The 23,671-nt window shown below is 70.6% G+C and carries 25 protein-coding genes; 17 read left to right on the forward strand and 8 right to left on the reverse strand.

What is annotated here, in order from left to right; genetic code table 11:
- Positions 1–398: 398 nt before the first annotated feature.
- Positions 399–1,625 carry a hypothetical protein gene (locus tag ACWIGU_RS33530; RefSeq protein WP_454405438.1) on the forward strand — a complete coding sequence of 409 codons (1,227 nt, stop codon included), beginning with the start codon at positions 399–401 and terminating at the stop codon, positions 1,623–1,625.
- A 6-nt stretch (positions 1,626–1,631) separates the two neighbouring features.
- On the opposite strand, the gene ACWIGU_RS33535 is transcribed toward ACWIGU_RS33530, so the two are convergent.
- Positions 1,632–2,993 (reverse strand): D-arabinono-1,4-lactone oxidase, encoded by a 1,362-nt coding sequence (locus ACWIGU_RS33535; protein WP_454405440.1) that lies wholly within the window; start codon positions 2,991–2,993, stop codon positions 1,632–1,634.
- Entirely contained in the window at positions 2,920–4,191 is a 1,272-nt protein-coding gene (locus ACWIGU_RS33540) for an MFS transporter (protein WP_356281575.1), read from the reverse strand. The genes ACWIGU_RS33535 and ACWIGU_RS33540 overlap by 74 nt, the downstream gene beginning before the upstream one ends.
- A gap of 106 nt (positions 4,192–4,297) precedes the next feature.
- Between ACWIGU_RS33540 and ACWIGU_RS33545 the strand changes: the two genes are divergently transcribed.
- Both ACWIGU_RS33545 and ACWIGU_RS33550 read left to right on the forward strand, forming a co-directional pair.
- On the forward strand, positions 4,298–5,434 hold the full coding sequence (locus ACWIGU_RS33545; RefSeq protein WP_454405441.1) for a ferrochelatase: 1,137 nt from the start codon (positions 4,298–4,300) through the stop codon (positions 5,432–5,434).
- A 10-nt stretch (positions 5,435–5,444) separates the two neighbouring features.
- On the forward strand, positions 5,445–6,242 hold the full coding sequence (locus ACWIGU_RS33550; protein WP_454405442.1) for an inositol monophosphatase family protein: 798 nt from the start codon (positions 5,445–5,447) through the stop codon (positions 6,240–6,242).
- Between the two features lie 84 nt (positions 6,243–6,326).
- Here ACWIGU_RS33550 and ACWIGU_RS33555 read toward each other — a convergent pair whose 3' ends face one another.
- Complete coding sequence (locus ACWIGU_RS33555; protein WP_329569519.1) at positions 6,327–6,500, reverse strand: hypothetical protein; 174 nt, start codon at positions 6,498–6,500, stop codon at positions 6,327–6,329.
- A 322-nt stretch (positions 6,501–6,822) separates the two neighbouring features.
- Here ACWIGU_RS33555 and ACWIGU_RS33560 point away from each other — a divergent pair, with 322 nt between their 5' ends.
- The 4 genes from ACWIGU_RS33560 to ACWIGU_RS33575 all read left to right on the forward strand — a co-directional run bounded on the left by ACWIGU_RS33560 (position 6,823) and on the right by ACWIGU_RS33575 (position 10,464).
- On the forward strand, positions 6,823–7,476 hold the full coding sequence (locus ACWIGU_RS33560) for a response regulator transcription factor (protein ID WP_356281584.1): 654 nt from the start codon (positions 6,823–6,825) through the stop codon (positions 7,474–7,476).
- Positions 7,477–7,482: 6 nt separating this feature from the next.
- Entirely contained in the window at positions 7,483–8,727 is a 1,245-nt protein-coding gene (locus ACWIGU_RS33565; RefSeq protein WP_453777536.1) for a sensor histidine kinase, read from the forward strand.
- A 461-nt stretch (positions 8,728–9,188) separates the two neighbouring features.
- On the forward strand, positions 9,189–9,485 hold the full coding sequence (locus ACWIGU_RS33570; protein WP_030357326.1) for a DUF4193 domain-containing protein: 297 nt from the start codon (positions 9,189–9,191) through the stop codon (positions 9,483–9,485).
- Positions 9,486–9,498: 13 nt separating this feature from the next.
- Positions 9,499–10,464, forward strand: a complete 966-nt coding sequence (locus ACWIGU_RS33575) for a hypothetical protein (RefSeq protein WP_454405443.1) — start codon at positions 9,499–9,501, stop codon at positions 10,462–10,464.
- 6 nt (positions 10,465–10,470) lie between these two features.
- Here ACWIGU_RS33575 and ACWIGU_RS33580 read toward each other — a convergent pair whose 3' ends face one another.
- Positions 10,471–10,917, reverse strand: coding sequence for a DUF3093 domain-containing protein (locus tag ACWIGU_RS33580; RefSeq protein ID WP_356281593.1), 447 nt, complete (start codon positions 10,915–10,917; stop codon positions 10,471–10,473).
- 58 nt (positions 10,918–10,975) lie between these two features.
- Between ACWIGU_RS33580 and ACWIGU_RS33585 the strand changes: the two genes are divergently transcribed.
- Genes ACWIGU_RS33585 through ACWIGU_RS33595 form a run of 3 tightly spaced genes read left to right on the forward strand, consistent with a single transcriptional unit; the run spans position 10,976 to position 12,853 of the window.
- Entirely contained in the window at positions 10,976–11,560 is a 585-nt protein-coding gene (locus ACWIGU_RS33585; RefSeq protein WP_356281596.1) for a PaaI family thioesterase, read from the forward strand.
- On the forward strand, positions 11,557–12,084 hold the full coding sequence (gene dut, locus ACWIGU_RS33590) for a dUTP diphosphatase (protein ID WP_454405445.1): 528 nt from the start codon (positions 11,557–11,559) through the stop codon (positions 12,082–12,084). The genes ACWIGU_RS33585 and dut overlap by 4 nt, the downstream gene beginning before the upstream one ends.
- A gap of 1 nt (position 12,085) precedes the next feature.
- The gene (locus tag ACWIGU_RS33595; protein ID WP_454405446.1) at positions 12,086–12,853 is read left to right on the forward strand and encodes a DUF3710 domain-containing protein; all 768 of its coding nucleotides are present in this window, start codon (positions 12,086–12,088) and stop codon (positions 12,851–12,853) included.
- Here ACWIGU_RS33595 and ACWIGU_RS33600 read toward each other — a convergent pair.
- On the reverse strand, positions 12,837–13,274 hold the full coding sequence (locus ACWIGU_RS33600; protein ID WP_454405447.1) for a hypothetical protein: 438 nt from the start codon (positions 13,272–13,274) through the stop codon (positions 12,837–12,839). The genes ACWIGU_RS33595 and ACWIGU_RS33600 overlap by 17 nt on opposite strands.
- 328 nt (positions 13,275–13,602) lie before the next feature.
- On the opposite strand from ACWIGU_RS33600, the gene ACWIGU_RS33605 reads away from it, so the two are divergent.
- From ACWIGU_RS33605 to ACWIGU_RS33630, 6 genes are all read left to right on the forward strand, one after another.
- The gene (locus ACWIGU_RS33605; protein WP_454405448.1) at positions 13,603–14,829 is read left to right on the forward strand and encodes an alginate lyase family protein; all 1,227 of its coding nucleotides are present in this window, start codon (positions 13,603–13,605) and stop codon (positions 14,827–14,829) included.
- Positions 14,830–14,902: 73 nt separating this feature from the next.
- Positions 14,903–15,646: an ABC transporter ATP-binding protein gene (locus tag ACWIGU_RS33610; protein ID WP_454405449.1), complete on the forward strand. Its 744-nt coding sequence runs from the start codon at positions 14,903–14,905 to the stop codon at positions 15,644–15,646.
- A 143-nt stretch (positions 15,647–15,789) separates the two neighbouring features.
- The gene (locus ACWIGU_RS33615; protein ID WP_454405450.1) at positions 15,790–18,345 is read left to right on the forward strand and encodes an ATP-binding protein; all 2,556 of its coding nucleotides are present in this window, start codon (positions 15,790–15,792) and stop codon (positions 18,343–18,345) included.
- A complete protein-coding gene (locus tag ACWIGU_RS33620; protein WP_454405451.1) occupies positions 18,342–19,025 on the forward strand; it encodes a response regulator in 684 nt (227 codons plus the stop codon). Before ACWIGU_RS33615 ends, ACWIGU_RS33620 begins: the two co-directional genes overlap by 4 nt.
- A gap of 41 nt (positions 19,026–19,066) precedes the next feature.
- Entirely contained in the window at positions 19,067–19,477 is a 411-nt protein-coding gene (locus ACWIGU_RS33625) for an OB-fold nucleic acid binding domain-containing protein (protein ID WP_100591174.1), read from the forward strand.
- Between the two features lie 3 nt (positions 19,478–19,480).
- Positions 19,481–20,224, forward strand: coding sequence for a DUF3159 domain-containing protein (locus tag ACWIGU_RS33630; RefSeq protein ID WP_454405452.1), 744 nt, complete (start codon positions 19,481–19,483; stop codon positions 20,222–20,224).
- A gap of 120 nt (positions 20,225–20,344) precedes the next feature.
- Here the strand turns inward: ACWIGU_RS33630 and ACWIGU_RS33635 are convergent, their stop codons facing one another.
- The 3 genes from ACWIGU_RS33635 to ACWIGU_RS33645 all read right to left on the reverse strand — a co-directional run bounded on the left by ACWIGU_RS33635 (position 20,345) and on the right by ACWIGU_RS33645 (position 23,086).
- On the reverse strand, positions 20,345–21,022 hold the full coding sequence (locus ACWIGU_RS33635; RefSeq protein ID WP_100591176.1) for a potassium channel family protein: 678 nt from the start codon (positions 21,020–21,022) through the stop codon (positions 20,345–20,347).
- Positions 21,022–21,693 carry a potassium channel family protein gene (locus ACWIGU_RS33640; RefSeq protein ID WP_453777545.1) on the reverse strand — a complete coding sequence of 224 codons (672 nt, stop codon included), beginning with the start codon at positions 21,691–21,693 and terminating at the stop codon, positions 21,022–21,024. Before ACWIGU_RS33640 ends, ACWIGU_RS33635 begins: the two co-directional genes overlap by 1 nt.
- Positions 21,694–21,862: 169 nt before the next feature.
- Entirely contained in the window at positions 21,863–23,086 is a 1,224-nt protein-coding gene (locus ACWIGU_RS33645; RefSeq protein WP_454405453.1) for an acyltransferase family protein, read from the reverse strand.
- A gap of 139 nt (positions 23,087–23,225) precedes the next feature.
- Between ACWIGU_RS33645 and ACWIGU_RS33650 the strand changes: the two genes are divergently transcribed.
- A complete protein-coding gene (locus ACWIGU_RS33650; RefSeq protein WP_454405540.1) occupies positions 23,226–23,597 on the forward strand; it encodes an ArsR/SmtB family transcription factor in 372 nt (123 codons plus the stop codon).
- Positions 23,598–23,671 lie beyond the last annotated feature (74 nt).

Genomic DNA, 23,671 nt, shown 5'->3' on the forward strand with positions numbered 1-23,671 from the left:
CCTGCCCGGGTGCAGCCTGCCACAACCTTGCCGAGTTGCCCGGCGTGTCGGGCATGGGCCCTGGATCGCCGTTATGGCACGGTTACCTGTTCGCAACGCTAAGTGACCGAGCTCGTCACCCTGTGCAACGAACCCCCTCCCGGCGGTCCTGGAAGGCCCCGGGCACCCTGACGGGAGACCGGACCCAGGGCTCGCAACGGTACTCCATTCGGGCCACTCGGGTGGACCGGCACGCCATCGAAGTTCTCATGGGGGACGGGAGTTGGGTGCGGGGGGTCACTCGTTCGGGGTTCATGGACGTGGCATGCTTCACGGAATCCCCGGAAACGGAACTAATCACTTCGTGCATCCGTCCCTATCTCGTGAAGTAAGTCGAGAAAGGCAGGCAAGGGTCGGAGATGGGCGAGAAGCCGGAAACCTCCCAAGATGCACAAGAAAAGCCCAAGGGGAAGCGGCTCGACCTGAGTGTGCCCCAGGTGGCGGGCAGTGCCGTGGCCGCCGTGGTGGCCGCCAAGCTGGCCGCCGGGCTCGGTGTGTACGGGACGATCGTGGGCGCGGGTGTGGTGAGCGCGCTGGCCACTTGCGGCGGCTCGCTCTTCCAGCACTTCTTCCGGCGCACGGGCGAGCAGATACGTGACGTCGCGGGCCAGGCGATACCGAAGGGCCGGCCGATCCCGGTGACGGACGACGGGCGTCCGGTACCGGAGACCTTCCGGTCCGACATGGTCCCCGCCTCCGTGACGCCGCCCGCGGCCACGGCGGTGATGCGGACGGAACTGCTGCCGAGGACCACGTCGTGGGGGATGGGCGGCGCATCGGCACAGGGCGCCGACGCGACGACTGTCCTCCCGGTGCTGGACGCCGAGCGGACGCAGCTCCTCAGGGCGGATGCCGGTGATCCGGATCGGACGCAGTTCCTTGGGGCGGATGCTGGTGATCCGGATCGGACGCTCCTTCTGGCGGCCGGTGGTGCCGCCGTGGAGAAGACCCAGTTGCTGAGGGTCGGAGCCGGTCCCGGTGTCGTGGACGACGCCACGCGCGTGCTGCGTGCCGCACCGGCGGACGGGGGAGAGGTCGGGGCCGGTGGGCCGGAACTGCCGCCTCCGCCGGGCGACTTGGGCGACGAGTTCACCGAAGGGACCACGCATCGCGCACGTGTGCGGAGCTGGAAGCGGCCCCTCGTCGCCGCTGCCGTGGTCTTCGGAGTGACGATGGCCGGCATCACGACGTACGAACTCGCCTCGGGGCAGAGTTTCAGCGGTGACGGGCAGCGGACCACGCTGCGCGAGGCCTTCACCGGCGGAGGCGGCCACCCGTCCCGCAACGACCGCTCCCCCGTGCCGAGCACCTCGCAGGAGCCGTCGGACAGCAGCGGCTCCGGAACGCAGAGCGGCACGCCGCAGGACGGGGACGGGGGGCAGAAGGGCGACACCGAGCAGCCCACGCCCACGGCCGGCGCGAGCGAGGACTCCGGCACCGGTCACGCCAACGGCTCGGGCAGCGGTTCCGGCACCGGCGGGGACAAGTCCACGCCGACGCCTACCCCGACGCCCTCCGAGAGCACCTCGGAGAGCAGCGACGAAACTGACGCGCCGCCGCAGCAGGACGAGACGCCGCAGGGGTGAGCGCGGTCAGTCGCCGATGACCCGGCGCAGATAGTCGTTGGCGAACAGGCGGTCCGGGTCGAGACGGTCGCGCAGCTCCGTGAACTCGCCGAAGCGCGGATAGACCGTCGAGAAGTAGCCCGCGTCGCGCGTGTGCACCTTGCCCCAGTGCGGCCGGCCCTCGTGCGCGGTGAAGATGCGCTCGGCCGCCGTGAAGTAGGCCTGGTACGGGGTGCCCTTGTACATGTGGACGGCGATGTACGCGCTCTCCCGGCCGGACGCCGTGGAGAGCGTGATGTCGTCCGCGGGGGCCGTGCGGACCTCGACCGGGAAGCTGACGCGCAGGTTCGAGCGCTCGACCATGGTCTTCAGTTCGCGCAGGGTCTCGACGAGGGCCGCCCGCGGAACGGCGTACTCCATCTCCACGAAGCGGACGCGGCGCGGGGACGTGAAGACCTTGTAAGGGATGTCCGTGTAGGTGCGGGCGGAGAGCGCGCGGCTGGAGATCTTGGCGATCGACGGGATCGTCGAGGGGACCGCGCGGCCGAGTGAATTGACCGCCTGGAACAGGCCGTTCGACAGGAGCTCGTCCTCGAGGAAACTGCTGAACCTGCTGACAGGGGCTTCCGGGCCGGCGCTGCGGTTGTTGCGCTTGGTGTTGCAGTTGCCCGTGTGCGGGAACCAGTAGAACTCGAAGTGCTCGTTCTCCGCGTACAGCGCGTCGAAGTCGCTCGTGACCCTGTCGAAGGTCATCGGCTCCTCGCGGGCGGTGAGCAGGAAGATCGGCTCCACGGCGAACGTGATCGCCGTGATGACGCCGAGGGCGCCTAGTCCGATCCGTGCGGCCGCGAAGACCGCGCGCTCTTCCGCGGTCCCCTTCTCCGAACATGTGAGGACCGTGCCGTCGGCGGTGACCAGTTCGAGGCCCTTGATCTGTGCGGATATGGACGCCGATTCGCGGCCCGTGCCGTGCGTGCCCGTGCTGGTGGCGCCCGAGACGGTCTGCTCCATGATGTCGCCCATGTTCGTGAGCGACAGACCCTCGCGGGCCAGGGCGAGGTTGAGTCTCTTGAGCGGGGTGCCGGCCTCCACCGTGACGGTGCCTGCGTCGCGGTCAATGTTGCGGATGCCGGTCAACAGTTGAGGGCGTATCAATACACCGTCGGTGGCCGCCGCCGCGGTGAACGAGTGCCCCGTGCCGACGGCCTTCACCTTGAGGCCGTCATCGGCCGCCGCGCGGACGGCCGCCGACAGCTCCTCCACCGACGCGGGCGTCACCTCGCGGACCGGCCGCGCGGTGACGTTCCCCGCCCAGTTACGCCACGGTTCGTTCCGTGTCCTGGCCTGCCGGGCGTTCGTCGCGCTGCTGCCCGAGTTCCCCGTGCTCATTGGTTCCTCCCCGCTGCGGCACCGGCTGCTTCAGCCGGCGGTACCCCAGGAACCCGACCGCCACCGCGACGGCGCCGGCCACGGCCGGAACCCCGTACCCGGCCTTCGCGCCGGCGGCGTCGATCACCCAGCCGGCCGCGGAGGAGCCGAGCGCGACACCGACCGCGAGTCCGGTGCTCACCCAGGTCATGCCCTCGGTCAGTTTCGCGCGTGGTACGTGCTGCTCGACGAGGGCCATCGTCGTGATCATCGTCGGTGCGATGGACAGGCCCGCGACAAAGAGCGCCACGGCCAGAAACGGAAGGTTCCCGACCAGTAGGAGGGGGATCATACTCACGGCCGTCGTGCAGACACCGACCAGCCACCTGCGCGCGGGCGCTCCCTTGAAGTGCAGCAGCCCGAAGACCGCTCCGGCGGCACAGGAACCCGCCGCATACACCGCGAGCACGAGACTGGCCGCCGCCTTGTGGCCCTCGTCCTCGGCGAACGCGACGGTCACCACGTCCACCGCACCGAAGATCGTGCCCGTCGCGACGAACGTGGCCACCAGGACCTGAAGACCGCGCGACCTCAGGGCGGACCCCCCGGAGTGCTGTCCGCGCGGATGCGGCACCGGCTCGGTCGCGCGCTGCGCGGTCAGCCAGAAGACCCCGGCAGCGAGGAAGCAGCCCGCGAGCAGGGGCCCCGCCTCCGGGAACCATGCCGTCGACAGGCCGATCGAGATGATCGGCCCGAAGATGAAGCACACCTCGTCGATGACGGACTCGAAGGAGTACGCGGTGTGCAGCTGAGGGGTGTCCCTGTAGAGGGCCGCCCAGCGCGCCCGGACCATCGATCCGACGCTCGGCACACAGCCGATCAGGGCGCTGAAGACGAACAGCGTCCAGTCCGGTGCCGCGAACTTCGCGCACAGCAGCAGACCGGCGGCCGCGACCAGCGAGACCAGGGCGGCGGGCCGCAGCACACGGCGCTGTCCGTGCCGGTCGACGAGGCGTGAGATCTGCGGGCCGATGGCCGCCGCCGAGAGCGCCACGGTGGCGGACAGGGCACCCGCGAGCCCGTACCGGCCGGTCAGCTGGGAGACCATCGTGACGATCCCGATGCCCATCATCGACAGGGGCATCCGGCCCAGGAACCCGGCGACCGAGAAGCTCTTGGTGCCGGGCAGGGCGAATATGGCGCGGTAGGGGCTGGGCAAGTCGACTCCGGTAAGGCGCGTAGGTGGCCAAGACAGCTTACGGGTCCCGGGGCTTGCGGGCATGCCCGTTTTCCGCCTGTCAGTGACGGATGGCAGGATCAAAGGCATGTCCGATGCGCTCGATCCCACGCCCTTCGACGGCTACGACGCCCTGCTGCTGCTCTCGTTCGGAGGCCCCGAAGGCCCGGACGACGTGGTCCCGTTCCTGGAGAACGTGACGCGCGGCCGGGGCATCCCCAAGGAGCGGCTCAAGGAGGTGGGGCAGCACTACTTCCTGTTCGGCGGGGTCAGCCCCATCAACGAGCAGAACCGCGCCCTGCTGGACGCGCTGCGCAAGGACTTCGCGGACCACGCCCTCGACCTGCCCGTCTACTGGGGCAACCGGAACTGGGCGCCGTACCTGACGGACACCCTCCGCGAGATGGTCACCGACGGCCACGAGCGCATCCTCGTCCTCGCGACCAGCGCGTACGCGTCGTACTCGGGCTGCCGTCAGTACCGCGAGAACCTCGCGGACTCGCTCGCCGCCCTCGAAGCGGAGGGGCTCGAGGTGCCGCGCGTCGACAAGCTGCGGCACTACTTCAACCACCCCGGCTTCGTGCGCCCCATGATCGACGGTGTCCTGAAGTCGCTCGCCGACCTCCCCGACGACGTACGGGACGGCGCTCACATCGCGTTCACGACGCACTCCATCCCGACCGCGGCAGCCGACGTCTCCGGGCCCGTCGGTGACCACGGCGACGGCGGCGCCTATGTGAAGGAGCACCTGGACGTCGCGCGCGTGATCGCCGACGCGGTCCGCGAGGAGACCGGCATCGAGCACCCCTGGCAGCTCGTCTACCAGTCGCGTTCCGGCGCCCCGCACATCCCGTGGCTGGAGCCCGACATCTGCGACCACCTCGAGGAGCGGCACGGCGCCGGTGTGCCGGCCGTCGTGATGGCGCCCATCGGCTTCGTCTCCGACCACATGGAAGTCCTCTACGACCTCGACACCGAGGCCACGGCCAAGGCCGCCGAGCTGGGCCTCCCGGTGCGCCGCTCCGCCACGGTCGGCGCGGACCCCCGCTTCGCCGCCGCGGTCCGCGACCTCGTCCTCGAGCGGTCCGCCGCCGAGAGCGGCCGGTCCGTCACGCCCTGCGCCCTGGGCGCGCTCGGCGCGAGCCACAACCTCTGCCCGGTGGGCTGCTGCCCCTCCCGTGCCCCCAAGCCCGCGGCCGCGGGCGCCGACAGCCCGTACGCGTAAGGATCCCGACGTGACAGACCTGAAGGCCGAACTCCTCGAGGTCGCCCTGGAGGCCGCCGCCCGCGCCGGGACCTTCCTGCGCGACGGACGCCCCGCCGACCTCGGCGTCGCCGCCACCAAGACCAGCGCCGTGGACGTCGTCACGGAGATGGACATCGCCTCCGAGAAGCTGATCACGGGCTTCCTCGCCGAGCGCCGGCCGGACGACGGCGTCCTGGGCGAGGAGGGCGCGAGCACCGAGGGCAGCAGCGGGATCACCTGGGTGATCGACCCGATCGACGGAACGGTCAACTACCTGTACGGGCGCCCCGAATGGTCGGTCTCCATCGCCGCGCGCCAGGGCGACGAGACCCTCGTCGGGGTCGTCGCCGCGCCCCTGCGCAAAGAGACCTACCGTGCGGTCCTCGGCCAGGGCGCGTTCGTGAACGACCGCCCGGCACACGCGCGCGTGGCGCCCCCCTTCGAGCAGGCGCTGGTCGGCACGGGATTCGGCTACCTCGCCGCCCGCCGGGCCCACCAGGCCGATGTCGTACGGGAGTTGGTGCCGCATGTGCGCGACATCCGGCGTGGCGGTTCGGCCGCCATCGACCTCTGCGACGTCGCCGTCGGACGCCTCGACGCGTACTACGAGCGCGGCTTGAACCCCTGGGACCTCGCGGCCGGCGACCTCATCGCGCGGGAGGCGGGCGCGCTCACCGGTGGCCGTCCCGGCGACGTGCCGTCCGGCGAGCTCACCATCGCGGCGCCGCCCGGACTCTTCGAGCAGCTCCAGAACCGCCTCGAGGAGCTCGGGGCCTGGCACGACTGAAGGGCGTCCCCAGCCTGCTGAGCACAGAGAAGGGCCCCGGCGCCTGCCTGGATCGACCAGGCGCCGGGGCCCTTCCGTGCTGCGTCAGACGTGCGAGACGCCGAGCTCCACGCCGTGTTCGGCGGCGAGCCGATGCAGGTCGTCCAGCTCGTCCTGCTCGATCTCGACGAGGAATTCGTCGCCCGTCTCGCGAGCCCGGCTCAGATCGGACTCGGTCGCCTTGATGCGCTGCAGAAGTCCTGCGGTGAATGCGTCCATGGTTGCGCCCCCTCGTCCTGGGTCGTGGGTCGGTGGCACGGGGGTGTGCCCTCGGAAGGGGCGATCACGTCTCACACCGCCCTGCGGAAAGCGGGTCGTGGCACGCCACATACAAAGCGTGATCGCGGGTGTAAATCCGTCCTCCCCGCGCTCACTTCCGCAGAAACCTCGACCGGCGAGAAAATCCGCATTCCCGGGGCGCCCCACCGCCTTACAGCCGGTTTATGGCCGAAAGGGGCAGGATGGAGGCCACACTCCACGACCCGGACCTGCTCACAGGTGCTCAGAACCTGCCCGCAGGTCACACAGGAAGGACAGCGACGTGCGCGTACTCGTCGTCGAGGACGAGCAGCTGCTCGCCGATGCGGTGGCCACCGGACTCCGCCGGGAGGCCATGGCCGTCGACGTCGTGTACGACGGCGCGGCCGCCCTCGAGCGCATCGGCGTGAACGACTACGACGTGGTCGTCCTCGACCGGGACCTCCCGCTCGTGCACGGCGACGACGTCTGCCGCAAGATCGTCGAACTCGGCATGCCGACCCGCGTCCTGATGCTGACCGCCTCCGGCGACGTCAGCGACCGCGTCGAGGGCCTCGAGATCGGTGCCGACGACTACCTGCCCAAGCCGTTCGCGTTCAGCGAGCTGACGGCCCGTGTGCGGGCGCTCGGACGCCGTACGAGCCTGCCGCTGCCGCCCGTCCTCGAGCGCGCGGGCATCAAGCTCGACCCGAACCGCCGCGAGGTCTTGCGCGACGGCAAGGAGATCCAGCTCGCGCCCAAGGAGTTCGCCGTCCTCGAGGTGCTGCTGCGCAGCGAGGGCGCCGTCGTCTCGGCCGAGCAGCTCCTGGAGAAGGCCTGGGACGAGAACACGGACCCCTTCACGAACGTCGTACGGGTCACCGTCATGACCCTGCGCCGCAAGCTCGGAGAGCCGGCCGTCATCGTGACCGTGCCCGGCTCCGGATACCGGATCTGATCCCCTGTGGCCTCGTCACCCGCGCCACCGGCCGCGCCTCCGAAACCCACATGGGACCCCAGAAAAGCCGAGCCGCCCTACCCGTGGCTGCGCCCCACCATCCGTATACGCCTCACCCTGCTGTACGGCGGCATGTTCCTGATCGCCGGCATCCTGCTGCTGTCGATCATCTATCTGCTCGCCGCGCAGGCCCTGAACGTCGGCAGTGACCTGCCGTTCACCGTCACGAACGGCTCGGTGAGCAGCGGGACCTGCCGCAACTTCTCGGGCCTGCCCGACCACCCCACGACGGGCCAGCTCAACTCCGCGCTGAACGAGTGCGTCAACGAGATGCGTCAGCACGCACTCGACAATCTCCTCAGTCGCTCGCTCCTCGCCCTGCTCGGCCTCGCCGTGATCGCGTTCGCCTTCGGGTACGCGATGGCGGGCCGCGTCCTGTCCCCGCTGGGCCGCATCACGCGCACCGCGCGCCGCGTGGCCGGCACGGACCTGTCGCGGCGCATCGAGCTGGACGGCCCGGACGACGAGCTCAAAGAGCTGTCCGACACCTTCGACGACATGCTCGACCGCCTGGAGAGAGCCTTCACCGCGCAGCAGCGGTTCGTCGGCAACGCGTCGCACGAGCTGCGCACGCCGCTCGCGATCAACCGCACACTGCTCGAGGTCCACCTCTCCGACCCCGGAGCGCCGGTGGAGCTCCAGCAGCTCGGCAAGACGCTCCTGGCGACGAACGAGCGCAGCGAGCAGCTCGTCGAGGGCCTGCTCCTGCTCGCCCGCAGCGACAACCAGATCGTGGAGCGCAAGCCGGTCGACCTGGCCGAGGTCGCCTCGCAGGCCATCGACCAGACCCGCTCGGAGGCCGACGCGAAGGGCGTCGAGATCCGCGGCGAGCGCAAGGAAGCCGTCGTCCAGGGCAATGGCGTGCTCCTCGAGCGCATCGCCCTGAACCTCGTCCAGAACGCCGTCCGGTACAACGTCCCGGAGGGCGGCTGGGTCGAGGTCACCACCGAGGCCCAGCACGGCCAGGCGGTCCTCGTGGTGTCCAACACGGGGCCCGTGGTGCCCGCGTACGAGATCGACAACCTCTTCGAGCCTTTCCGGCGGCTGCGCACCGAGCGCACCGGGAGCGACAAGGGAGTGGGGCTCGGCCTGTCGATCGCCCGCTCGGTGGCGCGCGCTCATGGGGGCCGTATCATCGCGGAGCCTCGTGAAGGGGGTGGGCTCGTCATGCGGGTCACCCTGCCGATCTGAGGCCTCCGAGATGCGTGTCACCCGCAGATTCGAGCCTTCCGAGATGCGGGTCGGCGACCGATCTGAGATGCTTCCGCCGACGTGCCGGGCGAGTTCGCTTTTAGCGGAATTTTCGGGACCTGATCCTGGGGAGACCGTGTGTGATCGATCACAAGGGCGAATTTCCGGCCATCTACTCTCCGTGATCGCGAAAGCCCCCGGAAAGCCGGGAAAATCCGGGTTTTCAGGGGTCCGGATCACGGGAAGTACACGGGGTGGCGCCCGTGAGGTGCCACCTTCGGACCGTGTACGGTCCCGATCGCCATCCAACCCGATCACTCACAGGGGATCCGGTTGGGTGTCGATTGAGTAACAGACCTTGATGTGAGGCAAAATCTCCGCCTCAGGTCGGGCACAAAGTCCGGCCTCCCGCGCGTTGTGCGCTGGAGACACCGCATACACCCAGAGGGGGAGAGCGACACATGGCAACGGATTACGACACCCCACGCAAGACCGACGATGACGTCAACGAGGACAGCATCGAGGAGCTCAAGGCTCGGCGGAACGACAAGTCGACCTCGTCGGTCGACGTCGACGAGTTCGAGGCCGCCGAAGGCCTGGAGCTCCCCGGCGCCGACCTCTCGAACGAGGAGCTGGCCGTCCGGGTCCTGCCCAAGCAGCAGGACGAATTCACCTGCATGAGCTGCTTCCTGGTGCACCACAGGAGCCAGCTGGCCAGGGAGAAGAACGGCCAGCCGATCTGCCGCGACTGCGACTGAGGCAGGGTCGGCCGTGACTGGCTCGACCCCGCCCTGGAAGCGCCGCTCCCGGAAGGACCGGGAAGCGGACGGTGGCCCGTCCGGCGACGGCGTGCGTGACGACGAGCGAGGCTCTTCCCCCACTGGAGCAGCCTCGCTCGAGGACGCGGACGACCAAGAGGTGACGGGCGACCTCGCGGCGGCGGGATTCAGCGACCTGCCCGCCGTGCCCACCGCGGGTGACCAAGCGCCGATCGGCGGCCGTGCACAGGTCGCCAGGCGCCGTGTGGCCGCCGTCAGAGACGGCGTCCGCAAGAGCGGCACCGCCGCCAAAGCAGGACTCGGCTACCTCGCCGACCGGATCATCGAGAACGCGCCGCGTGTGCCGGTGCGCGATCTGGCGACCCTGCGCAGACAGTTCCCCGGCCTGAGCGCCGAACAGCTCGCGGACAAACTCGTCGCGGGCGCGGCCAACGCCACCTCCACCGTGGGTGCGGGGATCGGCGCCGCCGCGATGATGCCCGTACCGCCCGCGATGCCCGCGGAGCTTGCGGCCGAGATCACCGGCGTCGCCGCCATCGAGATGAAGCTCGTCGCCGAGCTGCACGAGGTCTACGGCGTGCGCCCGCCCGGCGCCCTCAAGGAGCGCAGCGCCGCCTATCTCGCCTCGTGGACCGAGGAGCGCGGCATCGAGGTGACGAAGCCCTCGACGATCAACGCGGCGCTCGGCGGTCAGATGAAGCGCGAGCTGCGCCAGCAGATCATGAAGCGCATGGTGCGCAACCTGCCGAACCTGATGCCGTTCATGGTCGGCGCCGCGGTCGGGGCGGTCATGAACCGCCGCGACACCAAGAAGTTCGCGGAGCGGATCCGCAAGGACCTGCGCAAGATCCAGGTCCCCTGGGACGCCCTGCCGGAGCTGCCGCCCCTGGAGCGCCCCAGCGACCCGCACCCGCTGATCCCGGGTGACGCGTCCAAGCCCAAGGGGCTCGGAAGCTGACCGGCGCTACTTGCCGAGCGCCTTGGCCAGCCCCTTCGGGTCCCGCGTCGACAGGTACAGGTACGGGGTCGGGTCCTGCGGGTCGGTGACGTCCACGCGCAGCGCCGTCGGCACATAGCTGCGCAGCAGCATGAAGGCGCGCGGGTCGGCCTTGTGCGTGCGCCAGGCGCGCGCCCCCTCGGCGTCCAGGATCTCCGCGTCACCCAGCGCCGACAGCGGGATCTTCGCGTCCCCGGCGACCAGCGAGTCCGCCACGACACGGATGCGCACGGAGCCGTACGAACTCGTCACCACCGCCGCCGCGGCCGTCCCGCCGACGAGCCCTCCGAGCAGCGGCAGCGTGCCGAACGGCAGCAGGACCAGGGCGCAGGCGACGCCGAGCAGGAGTGAGACGAGCCACCACGAGCGGGGGGCGGTGAGGCGTTCTTCGAACGGTGCGGTGGAGAGCTCCATGCACCCAAGCTTGGCACGGTGCGCTTACTCCCAGGACGCGCGGGTAAGGTCTGCGCCTGTGAGTGGTACTTCTGCAGCTCTGACGCCCCCCGCCGACGCCATAGCGCCCGTGCGGCACCCCGATGCTCCCGCACCCGGCGAGCTCCTCGGCGCGCACTACGGACACTGTTTCGGCTGCGGCGACGAACAGCCGCACGGGCTGCACCTGGCGGCGCGCGCGCAGGACGGCGTCCGCGTCACCGCCGAGTTCACTGTGCGCCCCGCGCACCAGGGCGCGCCCGGCCTCGCGCACGGCGGAATCCTGGCCACCGCCCTCGACGAGACGCTCGGCTCGCTGAACTGGCTGCTGCGTGTCATCGCGGTGACCGGCCGGCTCGAGACGGACTTCGTGCGGCCCGTGCCCGTGGACACCGTGCTGTACCTGGACGCCGAGGTCACCGCCGTCGCCGGCCGCAAGATCTACTCGACCGCCACCGGCCGGATCGGCGGCCCCGACGGGCCCGTCGCGGTCCGCGCCGAGGCCCTCTTCATCGAGGTGAAGGTCGACCACTTCATCGACAACGGCCGCCCGGAGGAGATCCAGGCGGCCATGAGCGACCCGGACCAGGTCCGGCGCACTCGTGCCTTCGAGGTGAACCCGTGACCCGAGCCTCTCTCGACGTGCTGATCAGGCGCGTCGACCCCGACGTACCGCTGCCGTCGTACGAGCACCCCGGTGACGCGGGCGCGGATCTGCGGACCACCGAGGCGTGCGAGCTCGCGCCGGGCGAGCGGGCCGTACTTCCCGCGGGGGTGTCGATCGCGCTGCCCGAGGGGTACGCCGCCTTCGTGCACCCGAGATCCGGCCTCGCCGCCCGCTGCGGTGTCGCCCTGGTGAATGCCCCAGGGACGGTGGATGCCGGGTACCGTGGAGAGATCAAGGTGATCGTGGTGAATCTCGACCCGCGCGACAGCGTGCGGTTCGAGCGCTTCGACCGGATTGCCCAACTGGTCGTCCAGCAGGTCGAGAAGGTGCGCTTCCAGGAGGTGGCGGAGCTTCCCGACTCGGCGCGGGCCGAGGGGGGCTTCGGGTCCACCGGTGGTCATGCCGCCGTGGGGCCGGGCCCGGGTGGGCATCAGGGTGGGAATCGATACGCATCGGTCGTATCCGACCGGGAAGGACAGTGACGTGTTCGGACGTCGCAAGAAGAACGGCGCCGCCGATGACGCGGCGGGCGAGGCCGAGCAGGTCGTCGACGGCGTAGCCGGCGACAGCGACGCGGACGAGGGCGAGCCGCAGCGCGTGCGGCTCGAGCCCGAGCCGCGTCCCGACGGCCCCTGGGACGTCTCCGAGGTCCGCGAGCCCGGCGAGGGCCGCGTGGACCTGGGCGGACTCTTCGTCCCCGGAGTCGAGGGCATGGAGCTGCGGGTCGAGGTCGCGGGCGACGCGATCGTCGCGGCCACCGTCGTCCTCCAGGACAGCGCCGTGCAGCTCCAGGGCTTCGCCGCCCCCAAGAAGGAGGGCATCTGGGGCGAGGTCCGTGAGGAGATCGCCTCGGGCATCACGCAGCAGGGTGGCGTGATCGACGAGGTCGAGGGTCCGCTCGGCTGGGAGCTGCGGGCCCAGGTGCCGGTGCAGCTGCCGGACGGCACGGGCGGCTTCCAGGTCGTCCGGTTCATCGGCGTCGACGGCCCCCGCTGGTTCCTGCGCGGAGTGATCTCCGGGCAGGGCGCGGTGCAGCCGCAGGCCGCCGGGCTTCTCGAGCAGATCTTCCGGGACACCGTCGTGGTCCGCGGTGAGGGCCCGATGGCCCCGCGCGACCCGATCGTCCTGAAGCTGCCGGACGACGCGCAGATGGTCGCCGAGGGCGTGCAGCAGGAGCCGCAGGAAGGCTCCCGGTTCGCGGGCGGCATGGGGCAGCTGGCGCGCGGCCCCGAGATCACCGAGGTGCGCTGAGCCGCACCCGTACGGCCATCGATGGGCCGCGCACTCCATGGGAGTGTGCGGCCCATCGGCGTTGCGCGGCGGGGCGGTAGAAGGTTGTCCAGACCATTGCGAGGCCTTCGCGCAACCCCCTGATGTGCCGCGCGTACGGGGGAGACCGGTTCGTGGACGTACGGCGGTGCCTGCCGTGGTACGGGGGAGCGGGCACCATCGGCTGGTCCTGTGTGCCGCCGGGATCGCGGTCCTGCTCGCGGTCAGGGCGCTCGCCGCCCTCACCGGGAAGGCCCCCGAGGGCGGGGTGCAGCGCCGGCCGGCCACCGATCCAGCCGCTGTCGTCGAGGCCGCAGCGCGCCCCCGCGCCGATGCGACCGTCGCCGTCGTCGCCCTCGAAGGGGCGGAACAGCACGCCGAACTCGTGTCCGGTGCGTCGCACGGTCCGCATTCGCGACGGCCGCATCTCGACGGAGAGGCTGCGCGAACGCGGGGGAGAGGGCGAGGAGTTCACTGTTCTGGACCGGGCGGGCCGGCTCCCGCTGCCGCGCGACTGCGTGGAGCGGTACGGGCTCCGCGGTCGGGTTCGGCTCACGGGTGAGGCGGGCCACGTGGGCGTATGGCCGGATCGTGACGACCGGACCGACAGCTGAACTGCGGCTCTTTCTTCACCTCTTGACGGAAGGATGGTCCGTACCTAGGGTCTCCGGCCAACACCCGTGTTCATAAAGGTACTTCACGTTCACATAGAAGAACGGATGGCCCCCCACATGCCGAACACACCGGCCCCCGCCCGTCACCGGCGCAGACGACGCACCGCCCTCCTCGCCACCCTCGCGACGACCACCACCGCTCTCGTCGCCACCCTCCTCGCCTGGCCCGGCGCCGACCGCGCCGACGCCGCGCCCGCCACCTTCGCCCACCCCGGCGTCACCGTCTCCAAGGGCCAGCTGGACTTCACCCGCGACAAGGTCAACGCGGGCGCCCAGCCCTGGAAGGGCGCGTACGACCAGATGCTGGCGAGCAAGTACGCCTCCCTCACGCGCACCGCCAAGCCCCGCGCCACCGTCGAGTGCGGCTCGTACTCCAACCCCAACTACGGCTGTACCGACGAGCGCGAGGACGCGATAGCCGCGTACACCGATGCGCTGGCCTGGTACATCACGCGCGACGACCGCTACGCGAAGAAGGCCATCGAGCTGATGGACGCCTGGTCGGCCACCATCAAGGAGCACACCAACAGCAACGCGCCCCTCCAGACCGGCTGGGCCGGCTCCTCCTGGCCCAAGGCCGCCGAGATCATCAAGTACACGTACACCGGCGGCTGGGCGAACGAGGGCCGTTTCAGGACGATGCTGCGCGACGTCTACCTCCCCGAGGTCATCAACGGCTCGAACTCCAACGGCAACTGGGAGCTGTCGATGATGGAGGCCGCCGTCGGCATCTCCGTCTTCCTGGAGGACAGGACGTCGTACGACAAGGCCATGGCCAAGTTCCGCACGCGCACGGCCGCCTACGTCTACCTCGCCTCCGACGGCGACCTGCCGGAGACCGTGCCGAGCCAGAACCTCGACACCAAGGCCAAGATCGTCAGCTACTGGCAGGGGCAGTCCACCTTCGTCACCGGCCTCACCCAGGAGACCTGCCGCGACTTCACGCACACCGGATACGGCATCTCCGCCATCTCCCACATCGCCGAGACCAGCCGCATCCAGGGCCAGGACCTGTACGGCACCGACGTCGGGCAGCGCCTTCAGCAGGCCCTCGGCTTCCAGGCCAAGTACGAGCTGGGCGAGGCGCCGCCGAGCTGGCTGTGCGGCGGGTCCGTCACGCGCGGGCTCGGCCCCGTCACCGAGGTCGGCTACAACGCGATGCACACCCGCCTCGGCAACGCCATGACGAACACCCAGAAGCTCACCGAGCAGAACCGCCCGGCGGGCTCCAACAACCTGTTCGTCGCCTGGGAGACCCTGACCCACGCCGAGAACCCCAGCTGATCCCGGCCATTGCCCGGCCGGGCGCCTCGTGACCATACTGGCGCCCGGCCGGGGAACGCGCGGGGGAGAGCACATGAGCGAGAGCACGCAAGCGGGGGCCGCCGTCCTCGACCAGGACGGCGCCGGCCCCATGGTCGTCATCGAGGACCTGCACCGCTCCTACGGCACCGGGGCCGCGGCCGTGCACGCCCTGCGCGGCGTGTCCTTCGAGGTGCCGCGCGGTGAACTCGTCGCCCTCAAGGGCCGCTCGGGATCCGGCAAGACGACCCTCCTCAACCTTGTCGGAGGGCTCGACGAACCCGACGCCGGCCGCATCACCGTCGACGGCCGGGACCTCTCGGGGCTCGGCGAGAACGGGCTCCTGGAACTGCGCAGGGACCGCATCGGCTTCATATTCCAGTCCTTCGGCCTGATCCCGATCCTGTCCGCCGCCGAGAACGTCGGGGTGCCGATGCGGCTGCGCAAGGCCGACCCCCGCGAACGCGAGGAGCGCGTCGAGCTGCTCCTCGCCCTCGTCGGCCTCGCCGACCACGCCAAGCAGCGCCCCGGCGAGCTGTCCGGCGGCCAGCAGCAGCGCGTCGCCATCGCCCGCGCGCTGGCCAACCGGCCCGCCCTCCTCATCGCCGACGAACCCACGGGCCAGCTCGACGCCGAGACCGGCCTCGCCGTCATGGAGCTGCTGCGCGCCGTCGTGCGCAGCGAACACGTCACCGCTCTCGTCGCCACCCACGACGCGGCGCTGCTCGACCTCGCCGACCGGGTGCTCGAACTCCGCGACGGCGAGATCACGGAGGTCACGGCGGCGGAGGGGCGCTGACCCGAACGCCGCCGGTGCGGCGAGGCCCGCATCAGAGTTGCGTCAAAGACGCATGTCCGCGACTCCCGCGCCCCATTTGCCGCAATTGGTGGCCGTAGGGTCGACGCTGCGTACAACACGTGACGCGGGAAGACAATGGGGCCATGGGACGCGGCAAGCTTCGGATCTACCTCGGTGCGGCACCGGGCGTCGGCAAGACCTACGCGATGCTCTCCGAGGGCCACCGCCGTATCGAGCGGGGCACGGACTGCGCCGTCGGCTTCGTCGAGCACCACGGCAGGCCCCGTACGGAGGTGATGCTCCACGGTCTCGAACAGATCTCCCGCAAGGAGCTCACCTACCGCGGCGTCGTCTTCACCGAGATGGACGTCGACGCCGTACTGGCCCGCCGCCCCGATGTCGCCCTGGTGGACGAACTCGCCCACACGAACGTGCCCGGTTCGCGCAACGCCAAGCGCTGGCAGGACGTCGAGGAACTCCTCGCGGCCGGCATCGACGTCGTGTCCACCGTCAACATCCAGCACCTGGAGTCACTCGGCGACGTCGTCGAGTCGATCACCGGCGTGCGCCAGCGCGAGACCGTCCCCGACGAGGTCGTGCGCCGCGCCGACCAGATCGAACTGGTCGACATGTCGCCGGAAGCGCTGCGGCGCCGCATGGCCCACGGCAACATCTACAAGCCCGACCGGATCGACGCGTCCCTCTCCAACTACTTCCGCCCCGGCAACCTCACCGCCCTGCGCGAACTGGCCCTCCTGTGGGTGGCCGACCGCGTCGACGAATACCTCCAGCAGTACCGCGGCGAACACAACATCCGCTCCACCTGGCAGGCCCGCGAGCGCATCGTCGTCGGCCTGACCGGCGGACCCGAGGGCCGTACGCTGGTCAGGCGCGCGGCGCGGATGGCCGCCAAGGGCTCGGGCAGCGAGATCCTCGCCGTCTACATCGCCCGCAGCGACGGCCTCACCGCCGCGTCCCCCAAGGAACTCGCGCTCCAGCGCACCCTCGTCGAGGACCTGGGCGGTACCTTCCACCACGTCATAGGGGACGACATACCGGCCGCGCTCCTCGAGTTCGCGCGCGGTGTCAACGCGACCCAGATCGTGCTCGGCTCCTCGCGCCGCAGGACCTGGCAGTACGTCTTCGGGCCCGGCGTCGGCATGACCGTCGCCCGCGAGTCCGGCCCCGACCTCGACGTGCACATCGTGACCCACGAGGAAGTGGCCAAGGGCCGCGGCCTCCCCGTCGCACGCGGCGCCCGCCTCGGCCGCTCCCGGATCATCTGGGGCTGGCTCGTCGGCGTCGGCGGCCCCGCCCTGCTGTCCCTCGCGCTCACCCATGTCGAGTCCGATCCGGGCCTCGCGAACGACATGCTGCTCTTCCTGTCCGTGACAGTGGCCGCCGCCCTCGTCGGCGGCCTCCTCCCGGCCCTGGCCTCGGCCGCCGTCGGCTCGCTCCTCCTGAACTACTACTTCACACCGCCCCTGCACCTGTTCACCATCGCCGACCCCAAGAACATCGTCGCCATCGTGATCTTCGTAGGGGTCGCGGTGTCGGTCGCCTCCGTCGTCGACCTGGCGGCAAGGCGCACCCATCAGGCCGCAAGGCTGCGAGCCGAGTCCGAGATCCTCTCCTTCCTCGCCGGCAGCGTCCTGCGCGGTGAGAACAGCCTCGACGCGCTGCTCGACCGGGTTCGCGAGACCTTCGCCATGGACTCCGTGGCCCTCCTCGAGCGCGCGAACGACGTGGAGCCGTGGACCTGCGCCGCCAGCGTCGGCCCGCACCCTCAGGAACGGCCCGAGGACGCGGACGTCGACATGCCGGTCGGCGACCACATGGCGCTCGCCCTGTCCGGTCGCGTGCTGCCCGCCGAGGACCGCCGCGTCCTCGCGGCCTTCGCGGCCCAGGCCGCCGTCGTCCTCGACCGCCAGCGCCTCCAGTCCGAGGCGGACCAGGCCCGCACCCTCGCCGAGGGCAACCGCATCCGCACCGCCCTGCTCGCCGCCGTCAGCCACGACCTGCGGACCCCGCTCGCCGGCATCAAGGCCTCCGTCTCCTCACTGCGCTCCGACGACGTCGCCTGGTCCGAGGAGGACCAGGCGGAACTCCTCGCCGGCATCGAGGAGGGCGCCGACCGCCTCGACCACCTCGTCGGCAACCTCCTCGACATGTCCCGCCTCCAGACCGGCACCGTCACCCCGCTGATGCGCGAGATCGATCTCGATGAGGTGGTCCCGATGGCGCTGGTGGGTGTCCCGGACGGCAGCGTCGACCTCGACATTCCGGAGAGCCTGCCCATGGTCACCGTGGACAAGGGACTCCTGGAGCGCGCCGTCGCCAATATCGTCGAGAACGCCGTGAAGTACAGCCCCGAGGACGAGACGGTCCTCGTGGCGGCCAGCACACTCGGCGACCGCGTCGAGGTGCGCGTCGTGGACCGCGGTCCCGGTGTCCCCGACGCCGCGAAGGACCGGATCTTCGCCCCGTTCCAGCGCTACGGTGACGCACCGCGCGGCGCCGGAGTGGGCCTCGGCCTCGCCGTCGCGCGCGGCTTCGTCGAGGCGATGAACGGCACGCTCACCGCGGAGGACACCCCCGGCGGGGGCCTGACCATGGTCCTCACGCTCACCGCCGCGCCCGGCCACCCGCCGGCCGCCCCCACCAGCTCAGCCATTGCTCAGAGAGGCAGGTACGCATGACCCGGGTGCTCGTGGTCGACGACGAGCCGCAGATCGTGCGCGCCCTCGTCATCAACCTGAAGGCGCGCAAGTACGAGGTGGAGGCCGCGGCCGACGGCGCGGGCGCGCTCCAGCTCGCCGCCGCGTTCCACCCCGACGTGGTCGTGCTCGACCTGGGCCTGCCCGACATGGACGGCGTCGAGGTGATCAGGGGCCTGCGCGGCTGGACCCGCGTACCGATCCTGGTGCTGTCCGCCCGGCACTCCTCCGACGAGAAGGTCGAGGCGCTCGACGCGGGCGCCGACGACTACGTCACCAAGCCGTTCGGCATGGACGAGCTCCTGGCCCGGCTGCGCGCCGCGGTCCGCCGGGCCGAGCCCACCGGCGGCGGCGAGGACGAGGGCATCGTCGAGACCGAGGACTTCACCGTCGACCTGGCCGCGAAGAAGGTCAACCGCGACGGCCGCGACGTGCGCCTGACCCCCACGGAGTGGCACCTCCTGGAGGTCCTGGTCCGCAATACGGGCCGCCTCGTCAGCCAGAAGCAGCTCCTCCAGGAGGTCTGGGGCCCCTCCTACGGCACCGAGACGAACTATCTGCGCGTCTACATGGCCCAGCTCCGCCGCAAACTGGAGTCCGACCCCGCCCATCCGCGGCACTTCATCACCGAGCCCGGCATGGGGTATCGCTTCGAGCGCTGACCCGCTCATCCGTTGCCCCCGGCCCCCGGTACGCTTGATTCATGAGTGCTGTCCCTCGTTCCGATACGCCGTCCGAGAAGCCGGCAGGCCGCTTCCGGCGCATGCTCGACCGGCTGTCCTCCTCCCAGGAGGACCTGGAGTCGGAGGAGCTGCGTGAGGACTCGCAGACCACGGGCTGTACCCGCATCGGGGACTGCCAGGACCGGCAGATAGTCACCGTTACTGGTACCTTGCGCACGGTCACCCTCCGACCACGCGCCGGAGTCCCGGCCCTGGAGGCGGAGCTGTTCGACGGCTCCGCGGCTCTGGACGTCGTATGGCTCGGCCGCCGGTCCATCGTCGGCATCGAGCCGGGCCGCAAGCTGATCGCTTCCGGACGGGTCTCGATGAGCCGGGGCCGTAGGGTGCTCTTCAACCCGAAGTACGAACTCAGACCGCTCGGACGGGAGTAGCCGGTGACGTCCCTCGACAAGCCGACCGCGGATCAGGACGCCGACTCGAAGGCGGTGACCGAGGCCGCCCTCTTCGAGGCCTTCGGCGGCGTGCGGGGCATGGTGGAGACGGTCGTTCCCGGCCTCCTCTTCGTGACCATCTTCACGATCAACAAGGACCTGCACATGTCGGCCATCGCGGCCCTCGCGGTGTCCCTGGTCCTGGTCGTGGTCCGCCTGGTCATGAAGGACACCGTCAAGCACGCCTTCAGCGGCGTCTTCGGCGTGGCCTTCGGCGTCGTCTTCGCGATGATGACGGGCAACGCCAAGGACTTCTACCTGCCCGGCATGCTCTACACGCTGGGCCTGGCCGTCGCCTACATCGTGACCACGCTGTGCGGGGTGCCGCTGATCGGCCTGATCCTCGGGCCGGTCTTCAAGGAGAACCTCTCCTGGCGCACGCGCAACCCGGGCCGCAAGAAGGCCTACGCGAAGGCCAGTTGGGCCTGGGGCCTGATCCTGCTCGCCAAGTGCGCGATCCTCTTCCCGATGTACTGGTGGGCCGACACCACGAAGTTCGGCTGGATCCTGATCGCCCTGAAGATCCCCCCGTTCCTGCTCGCCGTCTGGCTGACCTGGGTCTTCCTGGCGAAGGCGCCCGCGCCCATCGACGTGTTCGCGGAGATGGAGGCGCAGGAGAAGGCCGAGAAGGAAGCGGAGGCTGCCCGCAAGCAGTCGGGGGCTGCGCGTCATCGCCGTGAGGTCTGAGCGGCGTCGGCGGCTGCGGTGAGTGGGGGCTTGTCGCGCAGTTCCCTGCGCCCCTAGAAGCAAGAGGGGGCCCCGGAGTTCGCACTCCGGGGCCCCCTCTTCGTACCCACGGAAGAACCGTCAGCCCGCGACGTCCTCGCGGCGGACCGACAGCAGGTCCTCGAGCTGTTCCTCGCGGGCCTGGGCCGCCACGAACAGCAGCTCGTCGCCCGCCTCCAGGGAGTCGTCCTGCGACGGGGCCAGGACGCGGGTCCCGCGGATGATCGTCACCAGGGACGTGTCCTCGGGCCACTGGACGTCGCCCACGCGCGTGCCGGCGAGGGCCGACTCGGGCGGCAGCGTCAGCTCCACCAGGTTCGCGTCGCCGTGGCTGAAGCGCAGCAGGCGGACCAGATCGCCCACGCTCACCGCCTCCTCGACGAGCGCGGACATCAGGCGCGGCGTGGAGACCGCGACATCGACGCCCCACGACTCGTTGAAGAGCCACTCGTTCTTCGGGTTGTTCACACGGGCGACGACCCGCGGGACCCCGTACTCGGTCTTCGCGAGCAGCGAGACGACGAGGTTGACCTTGTCGTCGCCGGTGGCCGCGATGACCACATTGCAGCGCTGGAGCGCCGCCTCGTCCAGGGACGTGATCTCACAGGCGTCGGCGAGCAGCCACTCCGCCTGCGGGACGCGCTCGACCGAGATGGCCGTCGGCGCCTTGTCGATGAGAAGGACCTCGTGCCCGTTCTCCAGGAGCTCACCGGCGATGGAACGGCCCACCGCGCCCGCTCCGGCAATGGCGACCCTCATCAGTGACCGCCCTCCTCTTCAGGACCCTCGGCGAACGCCGCTTCGACCTTCTCGACGTCGTCGGTGCGCATCATCACGTGCACCAGGTCGCCCTCCTGCAGCACCGTCTGCGACGTGGGCAGCATCGCCTCGCCGAGCCGGGTGACGAACGCGACCCGGACGCCGGTCTCCTCCTGGAGCCGGCTGATCTTGTGTCCCACCCATGCCACCGAGGCGTGCACCTCGGCGAGCTGGACGCCCCCGGTGGGGTCGCGCCACAGCGGCTCGGCGCCCGACGGCAGGAGCCTGCGCAGCATCTGGTCCGCGGTCCACCGCACGGTCGCGACGGTCGGGATGCCCAGGCGCTGGTAGACCTCGGCGCGACGCGGGTCGTAGATACGGGCCGCGACGTTCTCGATGCCGAACATCTCGCGGGCCACGCGGGCGGCGATGATGTTCGAGTTGTCACCGCTGGAGACCGCGGCGAACGCGCCGGCCTCCTCGATCCCCGCCTCGCGCAGGGTGTCCTGGTCGAAGCCGACCCCGGTGACGCGGCGGCCGCCGAAGCCGGAACCCAGGCGGCGGAAGGCCGTGGGGTCCTGGTCGATGACCGCGACCGTGTGCCCCTGTTGCTCAAGGGTCTGGGCCAGGGCGGAACCCACCCGGCCGCACCCCATGATGACGATGTGCACCGGCCGCTACCCCGCACTCCTGGTCGCCCCGATGACCTGCGAAAACATCTCGCTCACTCTTCTCTCTCAGTCTGCCGGGCAACTAGAGGCAATCGCGTGCCGCGTTGCCCGGAGATGAGCTTAAGCCGCATGGCCTGAGTTGCCAGCATCCGCGTAGCCGGAAGCCTGATCAGCTTCGCCGCGCGCCGCCCCTGCCCGCGATCCGGGCCGCGTCCCGCCTGAACGCCCACTTCATCTCCGGCTCCATCGCGAAGCGGAACAGGCGCTGCACGGGCGGGGTGCACAGGCTGGTGATGAGGGCGGCTGCCGCCAGCGTCACGGTGATCTCGCCGAGCGGGGTGTGCAGCCACCGAAGGTCGTACCAGTCCCAGAAGCGGGAGCCCTTGGCGACGAAGCCGTGCAGCAGATAGCCGTACAGGGTGCCTGCGCCGAGTGCGGTGAACCACGTCTTGCGGCGCGGGACCCAGGCGAAGAAGCACGCGACGAGCACGACGGAGCAGCCGAACATCGCGAGCGTCATGACGGTGCCCGACCAGCCGGGGGCGCCGAGTTCCTGCGCGCTGTCGCGCCGGTAGAACCAGGCGGCGTTCATGCGCGGAGCCGCCCAGTACGCGAACAGCAGCGCGCCCGCGAAGACGGGGACGGCCAGGATCCGCGCCTCGCGACGCCGTACGAGCTGGAAGTGCTCCGGCTTGAGGACGAGGCCGAGCACGAAGAAGGGGAGGAACTGCAGGACGCGCTGGAGGTCGAGGTCGTCGCCGATGTCGGGGGAGACGGAGGCGAGCACCGCGATGGCCAGCGCGAGCGGCACGGGCCAGCGGACGGTCTTCCACAGCGGGGTGGTGAGCCGCCAGATGAACAGCGCGATCAGGAACCAGGTGAGGTACCAGGGATCAAGCAGGCTGATCGGGTACGTCGGGTCGTCGTTCGCCCACCGCTTGAAGAAGGTGTACGCGACCTCGAAGATCACGTATGGGACCGCCACCCCGGTCACCAGACGCTTGAGGCGGCCCGGGCTCGCGTCGAAGCTGCGCGAGAAGTAGCCGGAGATGACGATGAACGCCGGCATGTGGAAGGTGTAGACGGTGATGTAGAGGGCGGCCGCCGCCCGGCTGTCGCCGCGCAGGGGCTCCCAGGCGTGCCCCATCGCGACGAGGACGATCGCGAGGTACTTCGCGTTGTCGAAGAACGCGTCGCGCGGCTTGGCGGCCTGGCTGTCGCCTCTCTCCGCGACCGTCTGCTGCTCGCTCCGTCTCTCCGCGGCCCGCCCGTGCGTCGTGGGCGGCTTCTCCAGCGGGAGCGCGGCGGGTACGGACGCGGGTTCCGGCAACGGCGCGGTGTGGTCACCCTGAGATGTGACCGGCCGTTGCGCGGGGAGGTGGTTGCGGGACATCTCCCGCACCGTATCCACCCCTTATCTCGCGCGTAAACCCGGGCCACAGCCGCGTTACGGGCGTCACAGTGCCCACCTAGACTGGGGTCCTCCTCGGCCCGGTGAGCCGAAGCGGATGTGGAAGAGGACGACGACGGTGGTGACGCGCGTACGCGACTTCGATGACCGGCCCGCCTTCGACGACCCGCCCGCCGAGGTCATCGCGGAGGCGGCCGGCGCGTTCGGGCTGCTCGCGTCCTCGGCCCGGCTGCACATCGTGTGGGCCCTCGCGCAGGGTGAGAGCGATGTCACAGGCCTCGCCGAACGCGTCGGCGGCGCGCTGCCGGCAGTGAGCCAGCACCTCACCAAACTGAAGCTCGCCGGGCTCGTCCGGTCCCGGCGCGAGGGGCGCCGCCAGGTCTACTTCGTGGACGACCCGGACATCGTCGCCGTGGTGCGGCTGCTGATCGGCCGCCTCGCCGAACGAGCCGAACGGCCCCCGGCCCGCCGGCTCCGCGGGGCCGGGGCCTAGAGAGGCCGGGCGATGGGGGAGCGGGGCGGGCAGGCCCGGCGCAGGCCCTGGCTCTGGGGTGCGGTGGTGCTCGT

The organism is Streptomyces sp. NPDC055400, assembly GCF_053644375.1.